Source organism: Agarivorans sp. MS3-6, from assembly GCF_054112545.1.
Genome location: NZ_CM134202.1, coordinates 4,131,139 through 4,154,695, shown reverse-complemented (window position 1 = coordinate 4,154,695; position 23,557 = coordinate 4,131,139). Strand labels below are relative to the sequence as shown.

The 23,557-nt window shown below is 44.8% G+C and carries 20 protein-coding genes; 13 read left to right on the top strand and 7 right to left on the bottom strand.

Annotation, left to right across the window (positions count from 1 at the left end; translation table 11 throughout):
• Nucleotides 1-48 precede the first annotated feature (48 nt).
• The 4 genes from ACVFI8_RS19180 to ACVFI8_RS19165 all read right to left on the bottom strand — a co-directional run bounded on the left by ACVFI8_RS19180 (nucleotide 49) and on the right by ACVFI8_RS19165 (nucleotide 3,516).
• Entirely contained in the window at nucleotides 49-735 is a 687-nt protein-coding gene (locus ACVFI8_RS19180) for a haloacid dehalogenase type II (RefSeq protein WP_248711993.1), read from the bottom strand.
• 175 nt (nucleotides 736-910) lie between these two features.
• The gene (locus ACVFI8_RS19175; RefSeq protein ID WP_248711994.1) at nucleotides 911-1,264 is read right to left on the bottom strand and encodes a putative quinol monooxygenase; all 354 of its coding nucleotides are present in this window, start codon (nucleotides 1,262-1,264) and stop codon (nucleotides 911-913) included.
• Nucleotides 1,265-1,431: 167 nt separating this feature from the next.
• Complete coding sequence (locus ACVFI8_RS19170) at nucleotides 1,432-1,935, bottom strand: hypothetical protein (RefSeq protein ID WP_457872350.1); 504 nt, start codon at nucleotides 1,933-1,935, stop codon at nucleotides 1,432-1,434.
• A 186-nt stretch (nucleotides 1,936-2,121) separates the two neighbouring features.
• A complete protein-coding gene (locus ACVFI8_RS19165; protein WP_457872349.1) occupies nucleotides 2,122-3,516 on the bottom strand; it encodes a nucleobase:cation symporter-2 family protein in 1,395 nt (464 codons plus the stop codon).
• Nucleotides 3,517-3,929: 413 nt separating this feature from the next.
• On the opposite strand from ACVFI8_RS19165, the gene ACVFI8_RS19160 reads away from it, so the two are divergent.
• From ACVFI8_RS19160 to ACVFI8_RS19120, 9 genes are all read left to right on the top strand, one after another.
• On the top strand, nucleotides 3,930-5,012 hold the full coding sequence (locus tag ACVFI8_RS19160; RefSeq protein WP_248711997.1) for a BMP family ABC transporter substrate-binding protein: 1,083 nt from the start codon (nucleotides 3,930-3,932) through the stop codon (nucleotides 5,010-5,012).
• 99 nt (nucleotides 5,013-5,111) lie between these two features.
• The gene (locus tag ACVFI8_RS19155) at nucleotides 5,112-6,074 is read left to right on the top strand and encodes an isopenicillin N synthase family dioxygenase (RefSeq protein ID WP_248711998.1); all 963 of its coding nucleotides are present in this window, start codon (nucleotides 5,112-5,114) and stop codon (nucleotides 6,072-6,074) included.
• 67 nt (nucleotides 6,075-6,141) lie between these two features.
• A complete protein-coding gene (gene xdhA / locus ACVFI8_RS19150; protein WP_248711999.1) occupies nucleotides 6,142-7,560 on the top strand; it encodes a xanthine dehydrogenase small subunit in 1,419 nt (472 codons plus the stop codon).
• Entirely contained in the window at nucleotides 7,553-9,934 is a 2,382-nt protein-coding gene (xdhB, locus tag ACVFI8_RS19145; RefSeq protein WP_457872347.1) for a xanthine dehydrogenase molybdopterin binding subunit, read from the top strand. Before xdhA ends, xdhB begins: the two co-directional genes overlap by 8 nt.
• A complete protein-coding gene (xdhC, locus tag ACVFI8_RS19140; protein WP_457872346.1) occupies nucleotides 9,915-10,799 on the top strand; it encodes a xanthine dehydrogenase accessory protein XdhC in 885 nt (294 codons plus the stop codon). The genes xdhB and xdhC overlap by 20 nt, the downstream gene beginning before the upstream one ends.
• The gene (gene uraD / locus ACVFI8_RS19135) at nucleotides 10,792-11,313 is read left to right on the top strand and encodes a 2-oxo-4-hydroxy-4-carboxy-5-ureidoimidazoline decarboxylase (RefSeq protein ID WP_457872345.1); all 522 of its coding nucleotides are present in this window, start codon (nucleotides 10,792-10,794) and stop codon (nucleotides 11,311-11,313) included. The genes xdhC and uraD overlap by 8 nt, the downstream gene beginning before the upstream one ends.
• Entirely contained in the window at nucleotides 11,310-11,636 is a 327-nt protein-coding gene (gene uraH / locus ACVFI8_RS19130; RefSeq protein ID WP_457872344.1) for a hydroxyisourate hydrolase, read from the top strand. The genes uraD and uraH overlap by 4 nt, the downstream gene beginning before the upstream one ends.
• 1 nt (nucleotide 11,637) lies before the next feature.
• Nucleotides 11,638-12,993 carry a guanine deaminase gene (guaD, locus tag ACVFI8_RS19125; RefSeq protein ID WP_457872342.1) on the top strand — a complete coding sequence of 452 codons (1,356 nt, stop codon included), beginning with the start codon at nucleotides 11,638-11,640 and terminating at the stop codon, nucleotides 12,991-12,993.
• Nucleotides 12,966-14,171: a urate hydroxylase PuuD gene (locus ACVFI8_RS19120; RefSeq protein ID WP_248712005.1), complete on the top strand. Its 1,206-nt coding sequence runs from the start codon at nucleotides 12,966-12,968 to the stop codon at nucleotides 14,169-14,171. Before guaD ends, ACVFI8_RS19120 begins: the two co-directional genes overlap by 28 nt.
• 196 nt (nucleotides 14,172-14,367) lie before the next feature.
• Here the strand turns inward: ACVFI8_RS19120 and ACVFI8_RS19115 are convergent, their stop codons facing one another.
• The gene (locus ACVFI8_RS19115; protein WP_248712006.1) at nucleotides 14,368-14,865 is read right to left on the bottom strand and encodes a NirD/YgiW/YdeI family stress tolerance protein; all 498 of its coding nucleotides are present in this window, start codon (nucleotides 14,863-14,865) and stop codon (nucleotides 14,368-14,370) included.
• A 197-nt stretch (nucleotides 14,866-15,062) separates the two neighbouring features.
• Here ACVFI8_RS19115 and ACVFI8_RS19110 point away from each other — a divergent pair, with 197 nt between their 5' ends.
• Together ACVFI8_RS19110 and ACVFI8_RS19105 are read left to right on the top strand one after the other, a co-directional pair.
• Nucleotides 15,063-16,169, top strand: coding sequence for an efflux RND transporter periplasmic adaptor subunit (locus ACVFI8_RS19110; RefSeq protein WP_248712007.1), 1,107 nt, complete (start codon nucleotides 15,063-15,065; stop codon nucleotides 16,167-16,169).
• 4 nt (nucleotides 16,170-16,173) lie between these two features.
• Entirely contained in the window at nucleotides 16,174-19,326 is a 3,153-nt protein-coding gene (locus ACVFI8_RS19105; RefSeq protein ID WP_248712008.1) for an efflux RND transporter permease subunit, read from the top strand.
• Nucleotides 19,327-19,397: 71 nt separating this feature from the next.
• On the opposite strand, the gene ACVFI8_RS19100 is transcribed toward ACVFI8_RS19105, so the two are convergent.
• The gene (locus tag ACVFI8_RS19100; protein ID WP_248712009.1) at nucleotides 19,398-20,279 is read right to left on the bottom strand and encodes a LysR family transcriptional regulator; all 882 of its coding nucleotides are present in this window, start codon (nucleotides 20,277-20,279) and stop codon (nucleotides 19,398-19,400) included.
• Nucleotides 20,280-20,461: 182 nt separating this feature from the next.
• On the opposite strand from ACVFI8_RS19100, the gene ACVFI8_RS19095 reads away from it, so the two are divergent.
• The gene (locus ACVFI8_RS19095; protein WP_248712010.1) at nucleotides 20,462-21,469 is read left to right on the top strand and encodes a linear amide C-N hydrolase; all 1,008 of its coding nucleotides are present in this window, start codon (nucleotides 20,462-20,464) and stop codon (nucleotides 21,467-21,469) included.
• A gap of 392 nt (nucleotides 21,470-21,861) precedes the next feature.
• Nucleotides 21,862-22,107 (top strand): hypothetical protein, encoded by a 246-nt coding sequence (locus ACVFI8_RS19090; RefSeq protein ID WP_248712011.1) that lies wholly within the window; start codon nucleotides 21,862-21,864, stop codon nucleotides 22,105-22,107.
• 211 nt (nucleotides 22,108-22,318) lie between these two features.
• Here ACVFI8_RS19090 and ACVFI8_RS19085 read toward each other — a convergent pair whose 3' ends face one another.
• Nucleotides 22,319-23,377 (bottom strand): linear amide C-N hydrolase, encoded by a 1,059-nt coding sequence (locus tag ACVFI8_RS19085; RefSeq protein WP_457872339.1) that lies wholly within the window; start codon nucleotides 23,375-23,377, stop codon nucleotides 22,319-22,321.
• Nucleotides 23,378-23,557: the final 180 nt, after the last annotated feature.

The following is a 23,557-nucleotide window of genomic DNA, read 5'->3' as shown; positions in this document are numbered from 1 at the left end:
GTCACGAGTGATCCCATAGTGCGATTAGCCAATGATTTAGTCCGTTTTTCAACATTGCTGGTTGATACTAAATACATTGACGTTTAGCTCACTAAGGCTTTTTACCACTGTTGTTGGCTCTATTCCCCAAGGGTCAAAGATGGCCTGTTCACTGCGCTGCACCCAAGCTGAATGCATCCCAAAAGAAATAGCACCGATAACATCAAAGGGGTTACTCGAAATTAACCATGTATCGCTCGCTAAGGCTTTGGCTTGTTGCAAGAAATGGCGATAAACCGCAGGGTTAGGTTTAAATGATTGAAGCGATTCGCAGCTTACCACGCCATCAAATAAATGCTTAATGCCGGCACTCTCAAGCAATTGTTCAACTGCTGCTAAGCTACCATTAGAAAACGCATACATTTTGATATCACTGTCTTTCAATTGGCTTAACGCCGCTGGCACATCGTCAAATGCAGGTAGGGTTTTGTAAGCATCTAAAAGTTGCTGTTTTTGGGCTGTGGTTAATGCCGCCTTATAAAAGCGGCAAGTGTAATCGAGGGCATCTTTAGTACATACAGCAAAGCTTTGATAATGTTGCATTAAGCCGCGGCGAAACGAATACTCTAACTGCTTATTTCGCCACGTTTGAGAAAACTCAGTGACATTTTTTACCGCAAGCTTTTCCAGCAAGCAGTCAATGCCATGCGTGTCGATGAGTGTGCCGTAAACATCAAAAGCTAAGGTTATAGACATTGCGCTCTCTCCTTAGTGATAGCGGTTACACAACAGCTGTTTAGCCCATATAGTGTTAGCTAATATAACGCCATGCTAAACACATTGATACTAAGAACAAGATGAGTGCTGTAAACATGCTATTCACAAGCCCGAGCCAATAACCGATTTTAAATAAGGTTAATTGAGGTTTGAACTACTTCACCAACACTGGCGCATCGTAGTTCTCTGGCTCATCGCTATATACGCATACATTGGCATCTTCAACAAAACCGCTTTCTGCAACGCATTGGGCTTGAAAAAAGTCTTTAATTTCTTGGCGCTGACAGTGCGCTTCGAAGCTATCTTTATCGGCCCAAATTTCTTGAAAAGCAATCGGGTAACCAGTACCAGTAGCAAAAGGGTTATCAATTTGGCGTGTTAGCGTGTATTGGATGCAACCGTCTTCACGGAGTGTGTTTGGCTCTAGCCCTTGCAGCACTTCAAACAGCTGGTTGAGTTTGCCCGCTTTGGGTTTAAACATAGCGATACAATAAATTTTCTTTGACATGTAAGTTCCTTAACAGAGAAGTTTGGCGAGCATCGCTCGCCAATTAAGGTCCATACTAAGGCATTCAAACCACTGCATAGGCAAAGTAGATCAAATGCAGTGGCGATTTAGCCTGAACACCAAGAAGAACGCTTACTTAGTGAAGAGTTTAAACGTTTAGTATCCAATTAACAGGCTTTATAAGGGGCTAATTGCATCGCTAACAAGCGCTTATAAGCTAGCTGTTGGCGAATCGCTTGCGGGCCTTGGCACCAATTGTATTTAAGCGATTCCCACAATGGGTCGTTGGCGGCTAAACCTAAGCTTTGCAAAAAACGACTATCAGCCACTACAAATTGCTTTTTATAAGGTAAGACTACGCCCCCTTTTTGAGCTTGTAATGTTAACGCTTCTTGGTAATTAGCACACCAATGGTTAAGCAGTGTCATGCTCGCTTGGGCATACCAAAACTTACCACTATCTTGTTGCTCAGTTAACGATTGCTCACAAGACAATATGGTTAAGGCGTGTTGCCAATCATTAAATCCGCTTTGGCGAGCCACAAATAATAAGGCGTGTTTAAGCTGTGGTATTTTGCCTTTACTTAGTGCAAGTAAAGGCGAGTTAGCAGTGGGTTGCTGTTTAAGCAAAATTTTACTGCGGATCTTAAGTTCTTCAACTGGGGATAACATCTCTATGTTCCTAAATAATAGTCTGTTCCCCGCAAAACAATATTCAGAATGACATACAGTGTCTTAATGAAGTAATAATAAAAGTTAAGGGTGAGTTCCTCTTGGCGGGCAGGCGCCCCTTAGCACCTGCCGCAATTTTGCCAAAAGCCTAAACATTAAGCAACGTTTAAAAAGCCAACCCGGCCTTTACGCTGCGGAATGTTGCGCAGCTTTGTCGACTTTAGCCACTGTCTCACTGCGTTCTTCTGGTAACAGTAAGCTAAGTAAAATTGCCGTTAAACCACCCGAGGTAACCGCCGAACCAAAGATGTTTTGTACTAACTTTGGCGCATGCTGCAGGAGATCAGGCACCATGGTAACGCCTAGCCCAACACCAAACGACACCGCCATGATCAACAGTTTTCGTCGATTTAGCTCATCGCTGGCTAAGATTTTTATGCCTGCTGCGGCAACAGTACCGAACATAACCAAGGTCGCGCCACCCAATACAGGCTTTGGGATCTGCTGCAGTACTGCGCCCAAAATAGGGAATAAACCAAGTACTACCAAAATGGCGGCAATATAAAAACCAATATAGCGGCTGGCAACACCGGTAAGCTGAATAACCCCATTATTTTGGCTAAAGGTGGTGTTTGGGAAAGTATTAAAGGTCGCGGCAATCAATGAGTTTACCCCATCAGCAAGTACCCCTGAGCGAACGCGTTTTAAATAAGAATCGCCCTTAATTGGCTGTTGCGATACGGCGCAGTTGGCGGTGATATCACCCGCAGATTCAATCGCGGTAATGAAGTAAATAATCGCTACTGGCAAAAATGCCACCCAATCAAATGAGAAGCCATACTTAAACGGCATCGGAACACTAATTAAAGGCTGAGACAGTACTGAAGAGAAGTCGACTTTACCCATAAATATTGCAATAACCATCCCTACAATTAGGCCAATCACAATCGCAGATAAGCGTAACCAAGGATTAGTAGAGCGATTCAATACGATAATGGTCAGTAATACAATGGCGCCTAAACTTAGGTTCTGCATACTGCCAAAATCAGACGCTTTAAAACCACCGGCCAAGTCAGTCATACCGATCTTTATCAGTGAAATACCGATAATAGTTATCACGATGCCGGTAACCAATGGAGTGATGATTCTCTTCATTTTTATCAGTACTTGTGACAAAAATATCTCTATAAAGGCACCTAAAAAACAAACGCCAAATATCAGTGATAAAATTTCTTCAGGGCCTCCACCTTGGCCTTTAGCAATAAACCCTGCAGCCAATACTGAACCTAAAAATGCAAAGCTAGTCCCCTGCACACAAATCATCCCAGCCCCTACCGGGCCGATTTTTTTTGCCTGAATAAAAGTGCCTACTCCCGACACGATTAACGCCATGCTAATTAAGTATGGAATATGCTCACCTAAGCCTAATACTCCACCAATAATTAACGTTGGCGTAATAATACCCACAAAACACGCCAGTACATGTTGTAAGCCTGCAAAAAAGGCCTGTGCGGCTGGCGGGCGGTCATGCAATTGATAGATCAAATCCTTTGATACTGCGGTCTCATTATCGCTACTCATACTCGCTCCCTGTCTATATATCCGTTATGCAACCAGAAAAACCTGACCACAAAGTCAGCTTAATTAGGCAAATTGCCTGCCAACCAAGTTAATCGCTATTGGGAACATAACCACAAAACACCACAAGCAGCGGCTTACAAACAACAAATCATCAACATATCGCTTACATCAACTATGATTAATTGACGTCAAAAGCGAGCTATAATGCTTAGCCTTGGTGCGAGCACTTAACATCTTGCACCATTAAGTAACAAACTCAAATCGTGGCTTTGCTTACAATTAGGATATCTAATTACAACAAAGCTTGTGTTAACGTGGTTTTTTGACTTAAATCAAAAAACATGACCAAGTGGCCAGCTTTTTGCTACCACTATCACAACCCTAAACGCCGATATAGAGAAACGGAGTTCTTAATGAAACTAAATAAATGGATAAGCGCAGCCGCCTTTGCTGTAACTAGCTTATTAATCGCCCCAACCACCATGGCCGCTGATGAACCACTAAAAGTGGGCTTTGTGTATGTAGGCCCTGTAGGAGACCACGGCTGGAGTTATGAGCATGACCAAGGTCGCATTGAAATGGAAAAACATTTCGCGGGTAAAGTATCAACAACCTTTGTAGAAAACGTGCCTGAAGGTGCTGACGCCGAGCGCGTGATTACTCAACTAGCCAAATCAGGCCACGATGTGATTTTCACGACCTCATTTGGTTTCATGAACCCAACGATTAAAGCAGCGAAGAGATTCCCTAAAGTGCGTTTTGAGCACGCCACTGGCTACAAACGCTCTAAAAACGTATCAACTTACGTATTGCGGACCTATGAAGGTCGTTATGTGTCGGGTATTGCTGCAGGCATGGCCACCAAAACTAACGTGATTGGTTACATAGCCTCTTTCCCAATCCCTGAAGTGATTCGTGATATTAACTCTGTTTACTTAGCAGCTAAAAGTGTAAACCCAGACGTAGAGATTAAAATTGTTTGGGTAAATACTTGGTACGATCCAGGTAAAGAAGCAGACGCGGCCAATGCGTTAATGGATCAAGGTGTAGATATTATCTTGCAGCATACCGACAGCCCAGCTCCACTTATCGCTGCAGAAAAACGCGGTAAAATGGGTATTGGTCAAGCATCAGACATGAGCCACTTCGCCCCTACTGCACATATGTTCTCAGTACGTGATGTGTGGGCACCTCATTATATTCGTACCGTTCAAGAAGTGATGGATGGTTCTTGGAAGCCTGAAGATTACTGGGGCGGTTTTGCTGAAGATATCCTACAAATAGTGTCGGTCAATCCTGCGCTTAGCGATGATATTAAAGTAGCGATTAGCGAAACAGAAGCGAAGATAAAATCGGGTGAATTCCACCCCTTCACAGGCCCTATGAATAACAACCAAGGTGAAGAAGTTATTCCTGCTGGCAAAACCCTTAACGATGAAGAGTTAGCCGGAGTCATGTGGTACGTAGAAGGTATCGACGCCACCATTCCTAAGTAAATTGACTTTTTTGACTTATATAGCGCTCTCTAAGCCTAGCGTGAGAGCGCTAAAAACTCACTAAACGAGTACCCGTATAATCATCCAGGATGGAACAATATGACCTTAGCGTTACCTATCATCGATATTAGTGCCTTACATAACGATGACCAAAGCCAATGGACAAGTGTGATCAATGCTATTGATAAGGCTTGTCGAGATACGGGCTTTTTCTACGTTACCGGTCATGGCATTCCTGCTGAACAGTTTAGCCAAGTAAAAGCGATGGCCGAGCAGTTTTTTGCGCTACCTGAATCAATTAAACAAACCATTAATATACAGCATTCAAGTAACCACCGCGGTTGGGGACAAGTCAGCGCTGAAAAGCTAGACCCAAATGGACCAAGTGATTACAAAGAAACCTTTGATATGGCCTTAGATTTAAGCCCCTATCATCCGCAAGTTGCACGTTGTAGCCAATTATATGGGCCAAATCAGTACCCAAATCTTGACGGCTTTATTCAACTGATGCAGCAACAATATGAACTGAGTATGCAAGTTGCACTCAAAATACTAAAAGCAATGGCACTCGCATTGCAACTGCCTGTAGATTTCTTCAGTCAAAGCTTTGGCTGCCCGGTAAGTGTATTAAGACTGATTCACTACCCACCACAGCAAGGCCAACAAAACGGCGCAGGGGCACACACCGATTACGGTTGTATTACCTTGCTGTATCAAGATCAAATTGGTGGCTTGCAAGTACAAGATCGCAACGGCGAGTGGTTAGACGCAAGCCCAGTTGAAAACAGTTTTGTGGTAAATATTGGCGATTTAATGCAGCGTTGGACTAACGATTGTTATAAATCGACGCCTCACCGTGTCACTAGCCCAACTCAGCAAACGACGCGTTTTTCTATGCCGTTTTTTGTAGAGCCTGACTTTGATACCAAGGTGGCGACCCTCGCCTCTTGTTTAGCTGAAGGTGAACAGGCTCAGTACCAAGACGTCACGGCGGGTGATTGGATATTGTCGCGCTTTGCCGATACCTATGCTTATCGCAGTGAAGATCAAACCGTCGACTAAATAGAATAAAAAATTTGGCCAAAAAGCTGACCGAACGGACAACTTAATAAGGCAGGCAGGAGAAAATATGTTACAGCTAATGATTAATAATCAGGTAGTTAGCTTAAGCCAACAAGCAGCAGATACCATGCTACTCACCTTTCTGCGTGAGCATAGTGGTTTAGTCGGCACGAAAGAAGGCTGCGCCAGCGGTGATTGCGGCGCCTGCACCGTTGTCATGGTGAGTAACACCGCATCAGCTGAGCTCAGCTATAAACAAATCAACAGTTGCATTACCCCTCTGCATTCCTTGCATGGCAAACAAATTATCACCGTTGAATATCTAAAACAGGGACAAAACCTGCATCCTGTTCAACAAGCCATCGTTGACCACCACGGTAGCCAATGTGGTTTTTGTACTCCCGGTTTTGTCATGTCGCTGTACGCCTTATCTCGTCAACACAAGCAACCTGAACACCCTGAAGAGTTTTTAGCTGGCAACCTATGCCGCTGCACCGGTTACGGGCCGCTTATAGAAGCAGCTAAACAAGTGTCGGCCAATAGTCACTCACAGCACGATCATATTCAGCAACAAGAATCGGTTGTGCAACATTGGATGGCCGAGTGCCCTAAGCTTGAAAGTGAACAATACTGGCAACCCCATTCTCGAGCAGAACTGGCACAAATACGACAAAACCACCCCGATGCTAAATGGATAGGCGGTGGCACCGACTTAGCCTTAGAAGTGACTCAGCAACTGAAAAGCATCGAGAAGATCATCGATCTTACCGCCATGCCTGAACTTAGCAGCATAGAGCGGATTGATGGTGGATGGCGAATAGGTGCAGCCGTACCGCTTGATCAAGTTCATCAATTCATGAAACAACACTACCCAAGCACCGATGAGATTTTTGCACGACTAGGCAGTATCACTATTCGCCACCGCGCCACCTTAGGCGGCAGTTTAGGCAATGCCTCACCAATCGGTGATATTGCCCCACTCTTAATTAGCCTTAGCGGGAAAATTGAAGTCGACGACGGCTGTAATATCGAAGTACACGCACCTGAAGATTACATCACCGGTTATCGAGAAACGGTATTAAAACCACAGCAATGGATCAGTGCCGTTCACCTACCCGATTTGGCACCAGAAACCAAACACCAAATTTACAAAGTAAGTAAACGCTTTGAAGATGATATTGCCACCGTAGTATTAGCCGTATCACTGCAGCTTGATGAGCAGCAACGGGTCAGCCAGTGCATTATCTCCGCGGGCGGCGTAGCAGCAAAATCAGTACGATTAAGTGAGTTAGAGCAACACCTCGTTGGCCATGTGTTCACCAGCGAAAAGCTCAAACAGCTGCAGCAGCAAGTACCACTGTATATAAAACCGATTGACGATGTACGAGCCAGCGCCGCTTACCGAGTATTATTGGTACAAAACCTGCTGAAACGTTTCCACTTATATTGCAATCAATTACCAACGAGGTTGCCCGCTTATGCGTAAACTCACAACTCAGCAATTGCACCAACAAGGGCAAAGCCAAGTGGTTGGGCAATCAGTTAAACATGAAAGCGCAGCCAAACAAGTGGCTGGTGAAGCCTTATTTGTTGATGACCAAATCACCCCTGCGGGTTGTTTGCACGGCGCGGTAATAACCAGCAGTATTGCCAAAGGTAAGATTAGCCAACAACAATTAGACCAGCTAAAACAACACCCCGAGGTAGTCGCCGTATTGCGCTGTAGCGACATTCCTGGGCATCAAGATATAGGGCCTATTTTCCCAGGCGATCCACTGCTTAGTGACACTGATATTTCTTATCACCAACAACCACTCGCTTTAGTGTTGGCAAACAGCCATCAACTCGCGTGGAAAATTGCCCAAGACGCCAGTCAACAACTTGTCGAGTATGCTGAGCCAGATAGTATTTGCTTAAACGCCGAACAAGCCAAAAAAACAGCCAACCCAAGTCCTACGGTAAGACCAAGCCATACAATGGGCACAACAGTGAGTGATGCTGATATCGCCACTAGCCCATTACAACTGAGCGGTGAGCAAAACATCGGCGGCCAAGAGCACTTTTATCTAGAGGGGCAAGTGAGCCTTGCTGTGCCTACCGAAGACAGAGGCATCACCTTATATACCTCTTCACAGCACCCCAGCGAAGTACAAAAACTTATTGCTGAAGTGTTAGCAATTCCTTTTCACCTAGTCACCGTAGACATGCGCCGCATGGGGGGAGGCTTTGGCGGCAAAGAGACTCAAGCCGCTCAGTGGGCCTGCTTAGCCAGTTTAGGTTGTTGGCATACAGGCAAGCCGGTAAAAATGAGACTGCCTCGCAGTATAGACATGGCTGTCACCGGTAAACGCCACCCCTTCTACAACCGCTATCAATTAGGCTTAAGTACTGACGGTCTCATTGAAAGCGCCAAGTTAGAAGTAAACGGGCTTTGTGGCCATTCACCTGATTTGTCTGACGCCATTGTAGACCGAGCGATGTTTCATAGTGACAACGCCTATAGCCTTAACAAAGCAGAAGTGGTTGGCCATCGTCTAAAAACCGACACGGTGTCCCATACTGCGTTTCGTGGTTTTGGTGGACCACAAGGGATGATACTCATTGAACAAGCCATGCAAGATATCAGCATAGCTACTCAGCAAGATGCCTTAGATGTTCGTTATAAAAACTTATACAACCAGCAACACCACACGACTCACTACGGCATGGAGGTGGAGCAACATCAAGCAATGCTTGAGCTAATGCAACAATTGGAAAGCAACGCCAACTATCGCCAGCGCCGCCAACAAATAAATCAGTGGAATAGCAGCAACCCCACCTTTAAAAAAGGCTTGGCACTTTGCCCGGTAAAGTTTGGTATTTCATTTACAGCCAAACACCTTAACCAAGCTGGCGCATTACTGCACATTTACACCGATGGCAGCATACAGGTAAATCACGGCGGCACCGAAATGGGCCAAGGTTTACACACTAAAGTACAACAAATTGTCGCTCAAACCTTGGGAGTTCCGGTTGACTATGTATTAGTCACGTCAACCCGCACCGACAAAGTGCCTAATACTTCACCCACGGCCGCGTCTTCAGGTTCAGATCTTAATGGGATGGCAGCGCATATTGCCGCCACTGAATTAAAACAACGCCTAATCGATTTTGCCCAACAGCAATACCAGCTAGGTGCCGAACAAATTAGCTTTAAAAACGGACAAGTCCAGCTAGGTGATGATTCGCTAAGCTGGGGAGAGCTTGTTCAAGCTGCCTACATGGAGCGCGTTTCTCTGTCTACCACCGGTTTTTATAAAACCCCAAAAATTTGGTACGACCGAGAGCAAGCGCAAGGCCGTCCGTTTTATTACTTCTCGCTAGGTGCGTCGGTCAGTGAAGTCACTATAGACACCCTAACCGGAGAAATGAGCTTAGACAGAGTCGATATTTTGCACGATGTAGGCACCAGCCTAAACCCTGCGATTGATATTGGCCAAATTGAAGGCGCCTTTATCCAAGGCTTAGGTTGGTTAACCACAGAAGAATTAGTCTGGAATGAACAAGGCCGTTTGTTAAGCCAAAGCCCAGCGAACTATAAGATCCCGACCATTGGCGATTACCCGAAACAGATGAACATTACCCTGTTCGACCAAGCCAATCCCGAACATAGCATCTATCGCTCTAAAGCAGTCGGCGAGCCGCCCTTTATGTTAGCCATTAGCAGTTGGTGTGCCATTCGAGATGCCATCGCCGCGATTAGCCAACATCAGCTAGTCCCTCAATTAGACGCTCCCGCGACTGGCGAGCGAATTTTAATGGCTTGCCAGCAACAATTTAACTATTTGGAGGGGCAACAAGATGCCGAATTGGTCAAATAGCCTACTGCCCAATAACTGGTTAGATGCCTGCCAATACTTAAAGCAGCAGCAACAAGCATTTTGTATTGCCACCATTATCGCTGAAGCGGGGTCAGTACCCCGTGCTGGCGGAGCTAAAATGGTGATATCTAAGCAACAACAATTTGATACCTTGGGTGGTGGAAACTTAGAACTTAGCGTGATCAAACATGCCCGTGAGCAACTAAATAATGCTAACCAGCAAAGCCAAATAGAACGGTTTTCCTTGGCCGCTGATCTGGCTCAATGTTGCGGTGGCGCGGTACAAGTGATGTTTGAATTTTTCATGGTTGATCAGCCACATATCACCCTTTTTGGGGCGGGTCATGTGAGCCACGCACTGTGCCAAATACTCGCCCAACTGCCCTATCATGTAACGGTGGTAGACAATCGACAGCAATGGCTCGATTCTATCGCCGATTTGGGAGTGAATACCCACTATCACCCACAGCCTGAAGAACAAATAGAGGCCGTTGCTAGCAATAGCTATGTGGTAATTTTAACTCAAGACCATGGCTTAGATTTCAAATTAAGTCTAGCGGCGCTGCAGCGTCAAGACTTAGCCTTTGTCGGTTTAATTGGCTCACAAACCAAAGCCCAGCGCTTTGACCTTCGCCTGCGGGAACAGCTCACCAACCCCAGTTGGGCTGATCAGCTGATCTGCCCAATTGGCTTAAGCGAAGTGAGCGGGAAACTGCCCATGCAGGTAGCAGTGTCTATCTCGGCTCAGCTGATCAGTTTGCTGCAAAGTCACCAGCAGGCACCATCAAATAAGCAGAAAAAGCAACAATGGCAGGTAGGTAACCAATTACGCAAACAATTGGCTGGAGAAATGACAGATGACTAAAGAGGCACTAGAACCCGCACTAGAAACCTTAAACAACTTACCCTCAAGCCAGTTTGTCAGTGAAATGGCCAGTATTTGTACCAGTAAACACTGGCAACAAGGTTTGGCTGAGTTACGCCCGTTTCATTCTAAACAGCATCTTTTGGAGATGACGAAGCAAGCCTTTGCTCCACTCAACGAAAGTGACTGGTTGGAAGCATTTGCTGGCCACCCGATGATTGGTGACCTTGCATCACTACAAAAAAAATACAGCCAAGGCAAGCATTTAAGCCAAGCAGAGCAATCTCAAGTGAGTGAGGCTCAAGCACAAACTTTGCAAGATTTGTTAACGCTAAACCAGCAGTACTTAAGCCGCTATGGCTTTATTTTTATTGTTTGTGCTAGCGGTAAATCAGCCGAACAAATGCTAGTAATGTTACGCCAACGTCTTGGTCAATCTCGCGAACAAGAACTGACTATAGCTGCGCAGCAGCAACAACTGATTAGCCTATTAAGAATGGAGAACTTATTTTGAGTACTTTAAGTTGCCACGTTTTAGACACCAGCCGCGGACAACCCGCCACAGGGATCCCGGTAGAACTGTTTCGCTTTGGCGAAAACCAAGCTTTAGCCACGGGTGAAACTAACCAAGACGGCCGCGTTAAGTTTGACCAGTTGGAGCTAGCGCCCGATTGCTACTGCTTACGCTTTATTACCGAGGCCTATTGCCTTGCCCATTTTCAGCAATGCTTTTTTCCCTTGGCTGATGTGGTATTTAATACTGAGTCGACCCAGCCTCACTACCACATTCCTTTGTTGTTAAGTGGCTTTAGCTACTCAACGTACCGAGGCAGTTAAAATGAAAAAAGCAGGGAACGCACTACAAATCCATCGCGGAAAAATGCTGCATTTTGCTAAAACAACCCTTAATCCCAGTGAACACTATAGCTATATTGAAGATGCTATTTTAGTCACCAGTAATGGGATAATTGAGTATTTTGGGGAAGCCAACGATTACCTACAACAAAACCAGCAATATATTGATTCTGAGCATATTAGCATTGAGCAACACAGCGGGCTGATTATTCCGGGCTTAATTGACAGCCACGTGCACTACCCTCAAGTAGAGATTATCGCCAGTTTTGGTAAACAGCTGTTAGATTGGCTAAATACCTATACTTTTCCCGCCGAACAACAGTTTGTGAATGCGGCTTATGCGCGCGGCCAGGCAGAATTTTTCATGAATCAGCTGTTTGCCCATGGCACCACCACCGCCAGCGTATACGCAACCGTTCACCCGCAATCGGTAAACAGTTTCTTTGACGTTGCCGAAGCCTATAACGCCCGAATGATTTGCGGCAAGGTATTAATGGACAGAAACTGCCCTGAAGCATTGCGGGACACCCCCGAGAGCGGCTACCGAGACAGTAAAAAATTAATCGAACGTTGGCACAAACAAGGCCGCCAACTTTACGCAATAACACCACGTTTTGCCCCAACTAGCAGTGAACAACAACTGGCTAAAGCGGGTCAATTGGCCAACGAACATCCCGATACCTATATTCAAACTCACCTGTCAGAAAACCCCAGTGAGGTGCAGTGGATTAATGAATTGTTCCCTGAGCATTCTGATTACTTAGCGGTCTATGAAGCCCATGACTTAGTCCGAGATAAAGCACTATTTGGTCATGGTATTCACCTTACCGATCGTGAATATATTGCCTTAAGTGAATCCGGCGCAGCCATCAGCTTTTGCCCTTCGTCAAACCTGTTCTTAGGCAGTGGCTTATTCAATTATCAACGCGCACAAGCCAATGGCGTGCCCATCGCATTGGCCAGTGACGTAGGCGGCGGTACGAGTTTAAGCATGTTTGCCAACCAAGCCGACGCCTATAAAGTTTGCCAGATGCAGCAAACCAGCTTGAGCCCGTTTGAGTCTTTATATTTATGTACCCAAGGGGCAGCCCACACCATGGGCATCGACCATCAAGTGGGCAACCTAAACATTGGCACCGAGGCCGACTTTATCGAGTTAGATCTAGCCGCAACCCCGATGCTAGCGCAACGCATTCAACGCAGCACAAATTTAAGCGAACAATTATTTGCCATCAATATGTTGGGTGACGACCGCGTCATTGCCAAAACCTATGTTGCAGGACAGCAAGTTTATCAAAAAGGAATTGAGTTATGTGGCCACAGCTTTACGAATGGTTAGCCCTATTTATTAAATGGTTTCATGTAATAGCCGGGATCGCGTGGATCGGTGCTAGCTTTTACTTTGTATGGTTAGATAACAACCTAAGAACACCACCAGACTGGAAGCTTAAAAAAGGCATTAAAGGTGATTTATGGGCCGTGCATGGCGGAGGATTTTATGAAGTAGCCAAGTATCAGGTAGGCCCAGAGAAAATGCCTAATAAACTGCACTGGTTTAAATGGGAGGCCTACAGCACTTGGATAAGCGGCACCTTATTGCTGTTTTGGATTTACTATCTACGCGCCGACGCCTACTTAATTGACCCGCAAATAATGGCCTTAAGTGCTAGCCAAGCCGTCGCCTTAGGTGTTGGTGGTATTGCTGGTGGTTGGTTACTCTATGAAGGGCTGTTGCGTTCGCCTATTGCTAACAAACCTTTGCTACTGAGCCTAGTGCTCGTGGTATTGGGCGCACTGTTTTGCTATGGCTTTACCCAAGTATTTAGCGGCCGTGGCGCGTTTATTCATATGGGCGCATTAATCGGTACCATTATGGTTGCCAATGTATGGGTTAAGATTATTCCTGGCCAGCGTCAGATGGTGGCGCAGGTAACAGCAGGCGAAGCGGTAGATCCAGCGCCAGGTTTAGAAGCCAAAAAACGTTCGGTGCACAATAACTACCTTACCCTACCGGTGATTTTTTTAATGATCAGTAATCATTACCCAATGATTTATCAGCATCCCCATAGCTGGTTGATTTTGTGTGCAATTATTGGTTTAAGTGCTTGGATCCGCCATTTCTTTAACCTCAAACATCAGGGGATTCACAAACCGAGCATTATCGTTAGTGGCGCCATTGGTTTATTTGTTCTTGCGTTATTTCTAAGCTGGGGTGGCAGCCAAGCCAAGCCCGTGCCGCAGGCCAACGAGTTACTCGGTGACCTAAATGCAACGCAACAGCAAGCAATGGCAATCATCAGTGAGCGTTGCGCCAGTTGCCACAGTCGCACGACCACCGATGATATGTTTACCGCCGCTCAGGGCGGGGTAATGTTAGATACGTGGCAAGATGTAGAGCGTTGGAAAGAACGGATCGTTACCCGCGCCACCGACACCAAAGACATGCCGTTTTTAAACAAAACCAAGATCACCGAGGCCGAACGGCAAACACTTAAGCAAGTGCTGAGCGCGCAATAAGCACGAACACGGGCAGTCTAAAAAGCATCGCATTATTGCGATGCTTTTGGTTTCACTCTATTAACCCACCACCGTCGAGGTAATCGATGGGATAATGCGTGGCTATCCGTCACTGCTTATCCTACTAAAAACCTCATAACACAGTAGCCGTCTATTTTGAGCGCTAGGCTTACTTAGACACTTAACGGAAATGCTATTAGTTAACCAGCTCAACACGATCAACGTCAATCGTGGTAAATCGACCGCTGTCGACTTCACCAATAATCCTTATTTTGTCATTTTGGGTAATGTCCAGTCCGTTAAAGTCTTCATTGTCGATGTCAACTTCAATGTTCCCGGTATCGTCTTTGAATAAGTAATGTTCTGACCCCATGTATTTAACAATATAACCTTCAAGTGTCACTCTGCTGTCATCACTCATCGATTGAACAGACTGAACAGAAGTAATGTTTGATGTTATTTCAGATCCCACAAATCCTGCCAAAGCAGCCGTTGAAATAGTAAGTGTGGAGAGCAAAACTAATAATTTTATTTTCATAGATGTTCCCTTAGGTTTTAAGGTGGCACTGGCTGTGTGGAGAGAATAATACGCGCTGAAACAGGCAAGAACGAACCAGATTCCATTCATTAATCGAATAGATTTAAACCAACCTTTTCTTAATACTTCATCAGTATTGCCTGTGCTCAAAAACATAGCCGTTACTTAAGTCGCAACGATTTGCCTCATTGACCCCGCACCTATCTGAGCCATTGGAGGCATTAGATCTAACCCTTGCATTGGACACAGTACCCAACACCCTGACCTATTCGTTTTATTAATGGTAACTGGTTTCTCCTATTCCAGACAAGCTATTAGTATGAACGGCATGTTCCTACTATTTGAGATTACTTATGCGCACTTCAACCAAATTATTAACAGGTTTACTACCTATCGCCCTTGTTGCTTGTCAATCTGAACCCCAAATCGAGGACACTGCTATTCCCCTTGTTTCAGTCATTTCAGTTCAACAGCAACCTTACTATCTAAACGAACAGTTTATCGGGAAAACCGATGCTATTGCTAAAGTTGACATCATTCCACGGGTTTCTGGCTATCTGAAAAAACGCCACTTTGTGGAAGGTGAAGAAGTAAAAAAGGGCGACTTGCTTTACGAAATAGATGCGACAGCTTTTCAACTTGAAGTGCAACGCCTTGATGCGGCATTAAGCGAGATAACAGCCAATTTTCATATCATCGATAAAAAGCATACTAAAGCAAAATCCCTTGTCGCCAAATCAGCCTTATCTTCACTTGAATTTGAACAATTAGCAGCCGAACGACAGATGGCCCAAGCCCAAATACAGGCGGCTAAAGCGATATTAGAACGCGCTAAACTAGAGCTATCTTATACAAAAGTTTCAGCGCCTTTTGATGGCATTATAGGCGAAAGTAGAGTGAGCACGGGAGCTTTAGTAGGGCCAGATTCTGAGCCCCTAACTCGAATTAATAGCCTTGAATCGGTTTACGTTAATATTCAGTTAGATGAAAAGCGCCACGTAAATAATCTCCAAGAACAGTTGATTCAAGGTAAGCAGGTGGCTAAACCTACCTTCAATTTGCAGCTCGCCAATGGGGCTGATTATGGCCATTCTGGTGAAGCTAACTTCATCGATAACGAAATGGACAGTACTAATGGTGCGATAACCTTTAGAGTTAAATTTCCTAACCCAGAAAATCTACTAGTACCCGGTCAATTTGTTACCGTAACCAGTGTCGATAGCCAACCGTCTTCATCCATCCTCATTCCTCAAATGGCAGTTCAAGAAAACCAACAAGGCCGCTATGTACTGGTAGTCAATGACAAACACCAAGTAAAAGAAAAGTATCTGCGGGTTGGCCAACGAGTTGAGCAACAATGGCTAGTTGAATCGGGCCTACAACTTGGTGAGCAAGTCATCGTCAAAGGCCTGCAATCGGTCAGGCCTGGCAGTATTGTTGAAATAGAAAAACGAGGATAGACCCATGGCCGAATTTTTTATCAAACGCCCTAAATTTGCGATAGTACTGTCTATCGTCATGACAATTGCTGGCCTACTGACCTTGGTCAAAATGCCAGTGTCTCAATTCCCCAACATTGTTCCACCATCCATCGAAGTGTTTGCGGTATACCCAGGCGCTGACCACAATACTATTAGAGATACTGTGGCCACCGTGATTGAACAAGAAATCAATGGTGTTGAAGGGATGATCTATTTGGAGTCAAAGTCCAATAACGATAACTCATACCTGGCTTACGTCACCTTCGAAATAGGCTCAGATCCAGATAAAGCGCAAGTGCTCGTTCAAAACCGGGTCAACAAAGCGATGTCGAAATTACCCGAAGAGGTAAAAAGACAAGGCGTTACCGTAGAGAAAGTCGCTAACTCCATCTTAATGACCGTTAGCCCTTATTCCAAAAACGGTGAGTTCGATAACCTATTCTTATCTAACTACGCCTCGTTGAATATTAAAGATGCCTTATTACGCGTGAAGGGTGTTGGTAAAGTGCAAGTTATCGGCGAGCAAAACTACGCTATGCGCGTTTGGTTAAATCCTGAAAAAATGGCCGCAAGAGGCATTAACGCTTCACAGGTGGCTAGCGCAATTTCAGCGCAAAACACCACGGTCTCAGCGGGTAAAATTGGAGAAAGGCCCAGTGCGGGCAATCAGGTTTTTCAATACACAATACAAACCCAAGGTCGTTTACTCAATGCAGAACAGTTTGAGAAAATTGTACTCGCATCTAACAATGATGGCAGCTTTGTATATTTAAGTGATGTGGCACGCGTTGAACTTGGCGCCGAGCAGTATTCTGCCATCGCCACTTTTGCTGGCAATGAAAGCCCTATTTTAGCTATCTACCAAGCGCCGGGGGCTAATGCCTTACAAGTAGCAGAAGATGTTCGTAATCAAATGCAAAGCCTAAGCGAACGTTTTCCTGATGGGCTCGACTACGAAGTGTCTTTCGACTCAACAACCTTCATCAAAGTATCTATGGATGAAGTATTTGAGACTCTGTACATCGCAGTCGCATTAGTGGTGTTAGTCACGTTCATATTTTTACAAAGCTGGCGTGCAACCATCATTCCGGCCATAGCCATTCCAGTCTCGCTTATCGGCACTTTTGTGGTAATGGCAGCGATGGGGATTGATATCAATACCGTCTCTATGTTTGGCTTAATTTTGGCTATTGGGGTGGTGGTAGATGCCGCTATTGTAGTCATCGAAAACGTAGAGCGTTTAATGGAGGAAGAGCACCTAGAGCCATCAGAAGCCACCTCCAAAGCCATGAAAGAAGTCACCGGTCCTTTAGTTGCCTCAGCGCTGGTGTTGTTGGCAGTATTCGGTCCAGTGTCCATCGCACCAGGTATGGTGGGGCAAATGTATCAGCAATTTGGTGTCACCATCTCAGTGTCTACCATTATTTCGACCATAGTCGCTCTAACACTAACCCCCGCCTTATGTGCGGTGATGTTAAAGCATCAAGAAAAAAAACAAACTGGCTTTTTTGCTGCTTTTAACCGCTCGGTTGATCAAGTCACTCATGGCTATGTTAATTCGGTCAATTTCCTTGGCCGTCGCCTCGCGATGTCAGGCATGCTATTTGCGTTGATTTTGGCAGGTATAGTGATATTGGCTAATAATACTCCGACCGACTTCATCCCGGCTGAAGACCAAGGTTCATTTATGATCGATGTGAACTTATCAGAAGCGTCAGCACTCGATAGAACCGAGTTAATGGTAGACAATCTAGTCACACAGATTTCTGATCTTGACGGTGTCAAACATGTGATTGCGGCAAAAGGCTACTCCTTGCTCAAAGGTGCGTCATCACCAAATTCAGGCATGATGATTGTGGTACTAAACGATTGGAGTGAAAGAAACGAGCCGCAACAAAGTGAATTTGCTTTATTAGCCAAGGCGCAAGCCATCATCGATGCTGATACCGATGTCTCAGGTATGGCCTTTTCGATGCCCGCAATCCCCGGCCTTGGCAATGCAGGAGGTCTGACAATGCAAGTGGAAGATCTTAATGGTCAACCTGTAGAAAAGATGGCACCAGCACTCGATAGCTATTTAGCAGCGCTGAATCAATCCGATACGATAGCAATGGCCTTTTCAACCTATAGCGCCAATGTGCCGCAGCTTTACCTTGATATCGATAGACAAAAAGCCATGGCATTGGGTGTAGATCTAAATGAGGTCAATACGACCTTATCGGCAATGATGGGTAACTTATATGTCAATGATTTCACAAAGTTTGGTAAAAATTATCAAGTGAATTTACTGTCAGAGCAAGAGTTCCGTAATGAAGAAAGCGATCTGAGTCGCCTGTATGTAAAGTCTGAAAGTGGCAGTATGGTTAAGCTGGCCACCTTCGCCAGCTACCAACCACTGGTTGGCTCAGACAACACCGCGCGTTATAACTTGTACAACACAGCGCAAATTCTCGCGATACCCGCTCATGGTTATAGTTCTGGTGACGCCATTACAGAAATGGAGAAGATCGCTGGCGAAATACTGCCTTCAGGCTATGCCTACGAATGGACAGGCATGACTTACCAAGAGCTTGCCGCTGGTGATGCGACTCTGTTTTTATTTGGTTTAGCGCTGCTGTTTACTTACCTCTTTTTGGTTGCCCAATATGAAAGCTGGTTAATTCCTGTCGCTATCATTTTGTGTGTACCCACAGGCTTGATTGGTGCATTTTCTTTAGTTTATGCCAGCGGTGGAACCATTAACCTGTATACCCAAGTTGGCCTAATTTTACTTATAGGTATGGCAAGTCGAAATGCAATTTTAATTGTAGAATTCGCTAAAAGCCTAAGAGAAGAACAGGGTTTATCGATTATTGAGTCTGCCAAAAAAGCCATTGCTCTGCGTATTCGAGCGGTATTGATGACCGCCTTTTCATTTATCTTAGGGGTATTACCGCTGGTGGTAGCCTCTGGCGCCGGCGCAGCCAGTCGCAATGCGCTGGGCTTAACCAGCTTTGGTGGCATGTTAGCAGCAACCCTGATTGGTTGTATATTTGTACCGGTTTTTTATATTGCCTTACAACGTTTACGCGAAATCAGACACGTTAAGAGTGAACCCTTAGCGATGTTAGATAAGGAAATAGACGCTAAAAGCTAAGTAATCACCACAATAAAAAAAGCATCGTATTATGGCGATGCTTTTTTATATCCAAAGAAAACCGTCGTTCATTAAAGCTTATCAGTGACTTGTTTGGCAGCATCAATGAAACATTGCATGGCTGGGTTTATGGTTTTACTGCTCAAATGTATTATTTCGCTAAACCAAAGCTCTGTTCTGGCATCATCAATATTAAACTCTTGCACTTGACCTGATTCGATATAGCGCTGCGCTAGGTAACTAGGCATCATGGACCAGCCCAAACCGGCAGCCACCATCTCAACAATTTCATTGGCATTATTGGCAACCAATACGCGATTGCTGATTTTATGAGTACCTTCTAAACCAGCTTCTAACATAAAGTTATGCAAAATTTGTGGTGTTGCTCTGACGGTTGTGATGTCGAGCGAACGGTTCATTATCTTTATCTTTGCCGAGATGATATTAATCAGTTCGAAGGCAAAACTGCGGCTCAAAGTAAAGTCGGCTGAAGTATTCATGCTAGTTGCGACCATGCCGACATCTGCCACCCCTGAACGCAACCAAGAGCGTATTTGCATAACATCGCCATTAAGCACTTTTAGATTAATACTAGGAAACCGCTCAAGCACTGCCTGATAGCAGGCGACTACTTCGGGGCAGCGTAAAGTGTCATCTATGGCCACTGTAAAGTGGCTAGGGTGCTCGGCTAAAACGCTATCTGCTTTATTCTGAAACTGCCCTGCCTCAACGAGCACCGGCTTGGCAAAGTCATACATATCTTTACCGCGACCAGTGAGAATAATACTGCGTTTACTGCGCTCAAATAGTTGAAAACCCAAATCAATCTCTAGATTCGCCACTAACTCACTAATCGTAGAAGAATGTTTGCCAATATTGATGGCTGCACCACGAAAACTCCCCTGTTCGACCGTCTCAACAAAAGCGCTTAACTGGTCTAGTGTAAAAGCCATGGTTACCTCTGATTGATGCTATTTGCTGTTAAATTTGAAACTTAGCGTCACTATAAAGGGGAACCCCCTCTCTCAGCAATTATTGTTTATGCCATATCCCCATTAATATTACCAGCGTCAACCAGCAAGCAGTAATCACAAACTCAGCCTGGTCATCTTAAATTACCAATATCGAGGTTATTATGAAAAAAACAATATTAGCACTAGCGGCATCGGCATTGATGTCTGGCGCAGTATCCAGTGTGGCGAATGCTTGTACAACCGCTGTTTATAACAATCAAGAAGTCGCCATTTCCATGCGTACCATGGATTGGTTTGGCCACGATGACGCTAAAGTAGTCGGTGACGGTGCCGGCATTGAACGTCGTTACGCTCAGGATAAAAATGCCGTAACAGCGACGAGCCAATACGCAGCATTAAAAGTTGAAAGCTTCTTACCTAAAATCACCTCTGAAGCCATGAACGAAGCGGGACTTGAAGGTCGCTTATTGTATTTAGGTGCTACCTACACATCCTACCCTAAGCCTGCCGCAGGCAAGGAAAATGTGAATGTATTGTCGGTGCTAGATTGGGCTGTCGATAATTATGAAACCGTGCCTGAATTAGTCACAGCCATTAAAGCAATTAATATTATTGATAGTGGTTTGTGTGGTATGCCTCCTGCGAACGATATGGAACATTGCGCTCCAGTAACACCAGGCCACTTTCAATTTGCCGATAAACAAGGCAATACCGCTGTCATTGAGTTTGTCGCTGGCGAACTGAAAATATATCAATCAGAAGGATCGGCGTTTATGTCTAATGATCCTGAGTTCAGCTATCACTTAGTACAAGATGCTGAGCAAATACAACCAGATGCAACTATTCGTCCCGCCGATCGCCGGATGCGCGCCAAAATTGTAGTAGAAGACATGTACAAACGTAATGTTATTGATTTAACGGCGGCCAAGAACTCCATAAAAGCAGCAGCGGCAACGGCCTTTGCAGGTTACGACCAAGTAGATAATACCGTAGGTGATGTTTTCCCAACATTGTGGACCATGTATACCGACCGTAACAACGGTGAATGGGTATTAGACCGTTATGATACTTGGGGCGCTGAGAAATATGACTTTACTATGTTTGATACCAACAAAGCAGAGCGACAAGCATTAGGTATTCATCCAAGTCCAATGTATCAACGTAAATAACAGATAAACGTTTCAGCCAAAGATAAACCTCCTGTCGTAACGGGAGCTTTATCTTCAATGATAGATTTATTCCCACTGACGCTTCAAACGACCCACCACAAACGACCCACCACAAACTAAACACGCCAATATTCAAATAGTTGTTAATATAAAATCAAACTAAAACAGTCTAAGCAAGGCCATATGTACTTTTGCAATTGCAAGCGAGAGTGATAGGCTCAAACTGTTGACAAGCCATGCCAATATTTACATTGGTAATGCAAACCTCAAAAAGTAACACAGTGTTGCAGATATTGAGGACTGCCCCCCAAAACCAACCCTGTACAGCTACATCAGTAAAGCCACTTAACTGCCCAACCATGGTTTCCCCAGCCAGATACAGTTCGATACTAATGGTAAGTATTGAAGGGGAACCTGAAGGTAAAGAGCGATTCACCGTACCCATTGGCCTTGGTGACTTTGGGTTGCTTAAGATTGGCGCTATGCCTGTACGTTGGGGGATTGAGGCGCAATATTACATATTAAAACCAGGCCCCGATGCAGACGATGCGCTTCGCAATGATAGCTACATTCCTTCCCCCCCAAATTGGAATAAAACATTCTGTATTGGCCCCTTCACCATGAACCCATTTAAATAGACCCATGTTGTGCCTAGATTCTGAGAATTCCAGTTATTTATTGATAGGGAAATACTCGGAGTAGGCCTTTAAATCATCTCTAAGCAGAATCACCTAACATGATCTTCTGTCGATACATTGTATGATTTTAATGGATTCCAGATACAACAAAGCCTCCTTACGGAGGCTAATTAAACACGTTTTTATCGCTACGTTATTGGTCAATATTACCCTATGAACACGGGGTAAATACCACTTCGCCGTTTGTTTTAGCTTGGGTGTAGATATCTGCACACATTGGCTGGGTAAACTCAGCAACATCGCTCATGCTTAATGATACTTGGCTTGCGTTCCCTTCGTTGTAATAAGTTACGTCACCGCTATTTAAGTTATAAACGTAAGTTTCCCAGGTTGTATATGACTCGTCATTGGTAGGGTCGACTAAATCTTGCGGTACTTTGTTTCCAAAATCGAACATAGCTTTCATTTTACCGCGTACATCTACCCATTCGGCATTCGCATCTACAAACTTAGTGTTTGCCGTAGCGTACATACCTCGTACATTTCGGTCTGCAGAGCTAATAGAACTAGGGAGTGTGGTTGAGTCATTCATATCGAAATCTTTCATATAAGTTCGGTGATCTTGCTGCAACGGTGCATTGGCCATTACCCGTAAGTCGCTGTTTACATCGCCACGATGCATCACCATTTTCCCGCCTGCGTTTAATTGGAATAATGCAATGTCACCTGATTTATCTTGTACTGAAAAGTGAAAACCATGTTGGTGTCCGCCAATACCAGTGGTCCAAGCTGTTTGAAAGTTGCCTGCTTCAAAAAACTCAACCACTTCTTCTACTGTTGCAAACTGCTCAACTAAGAAAGGAACGATATCTGACATATGTACCGCCGCGCTACCATCGTCTTTTACATCTTTAATAAACGCCTTAGACGGGTTTTGGTATAATAGTGAAGCAGAGAGGCCTTCAGTGTTTATCGCTTCGCCCGTTGTATTATGGAAGGTTTCAACTTCAGTAAATGACATGGTTTGATACTTTACTGTCCAGCTAGCGGGATTCTTATATTCAGGTACAGCTTTAGTCGTACGGCTTGTGCCCACTGGTTGTACTTCAGCGATAGATTGCAACTCAGAACCGCCCCAGTCGTAAGAACGAGCAACCGTGATACCGTGCGAAGGTGTGTCGGCGATTAAACGAGAGCATGCGTTAGATGTACCCACTAAACCTAGTGATGTACTGGCAATAATTGCTAACGTAATGATTGATTTTTTCATAATAATGGCCTCAATGAGTTAAATTTTATACTTCGTGTTTGTGTAATGCGTGTCACCTAGGTACCCATGTAATGGAGGTACCGAGGTGTAATAAAAGCGACTTAGGGATAAATGAGTTAACTAGTTTGCAATCGCATCAACATAGTTGGCTGGATTACCGTAAGCAACGCTTGCTAAAGA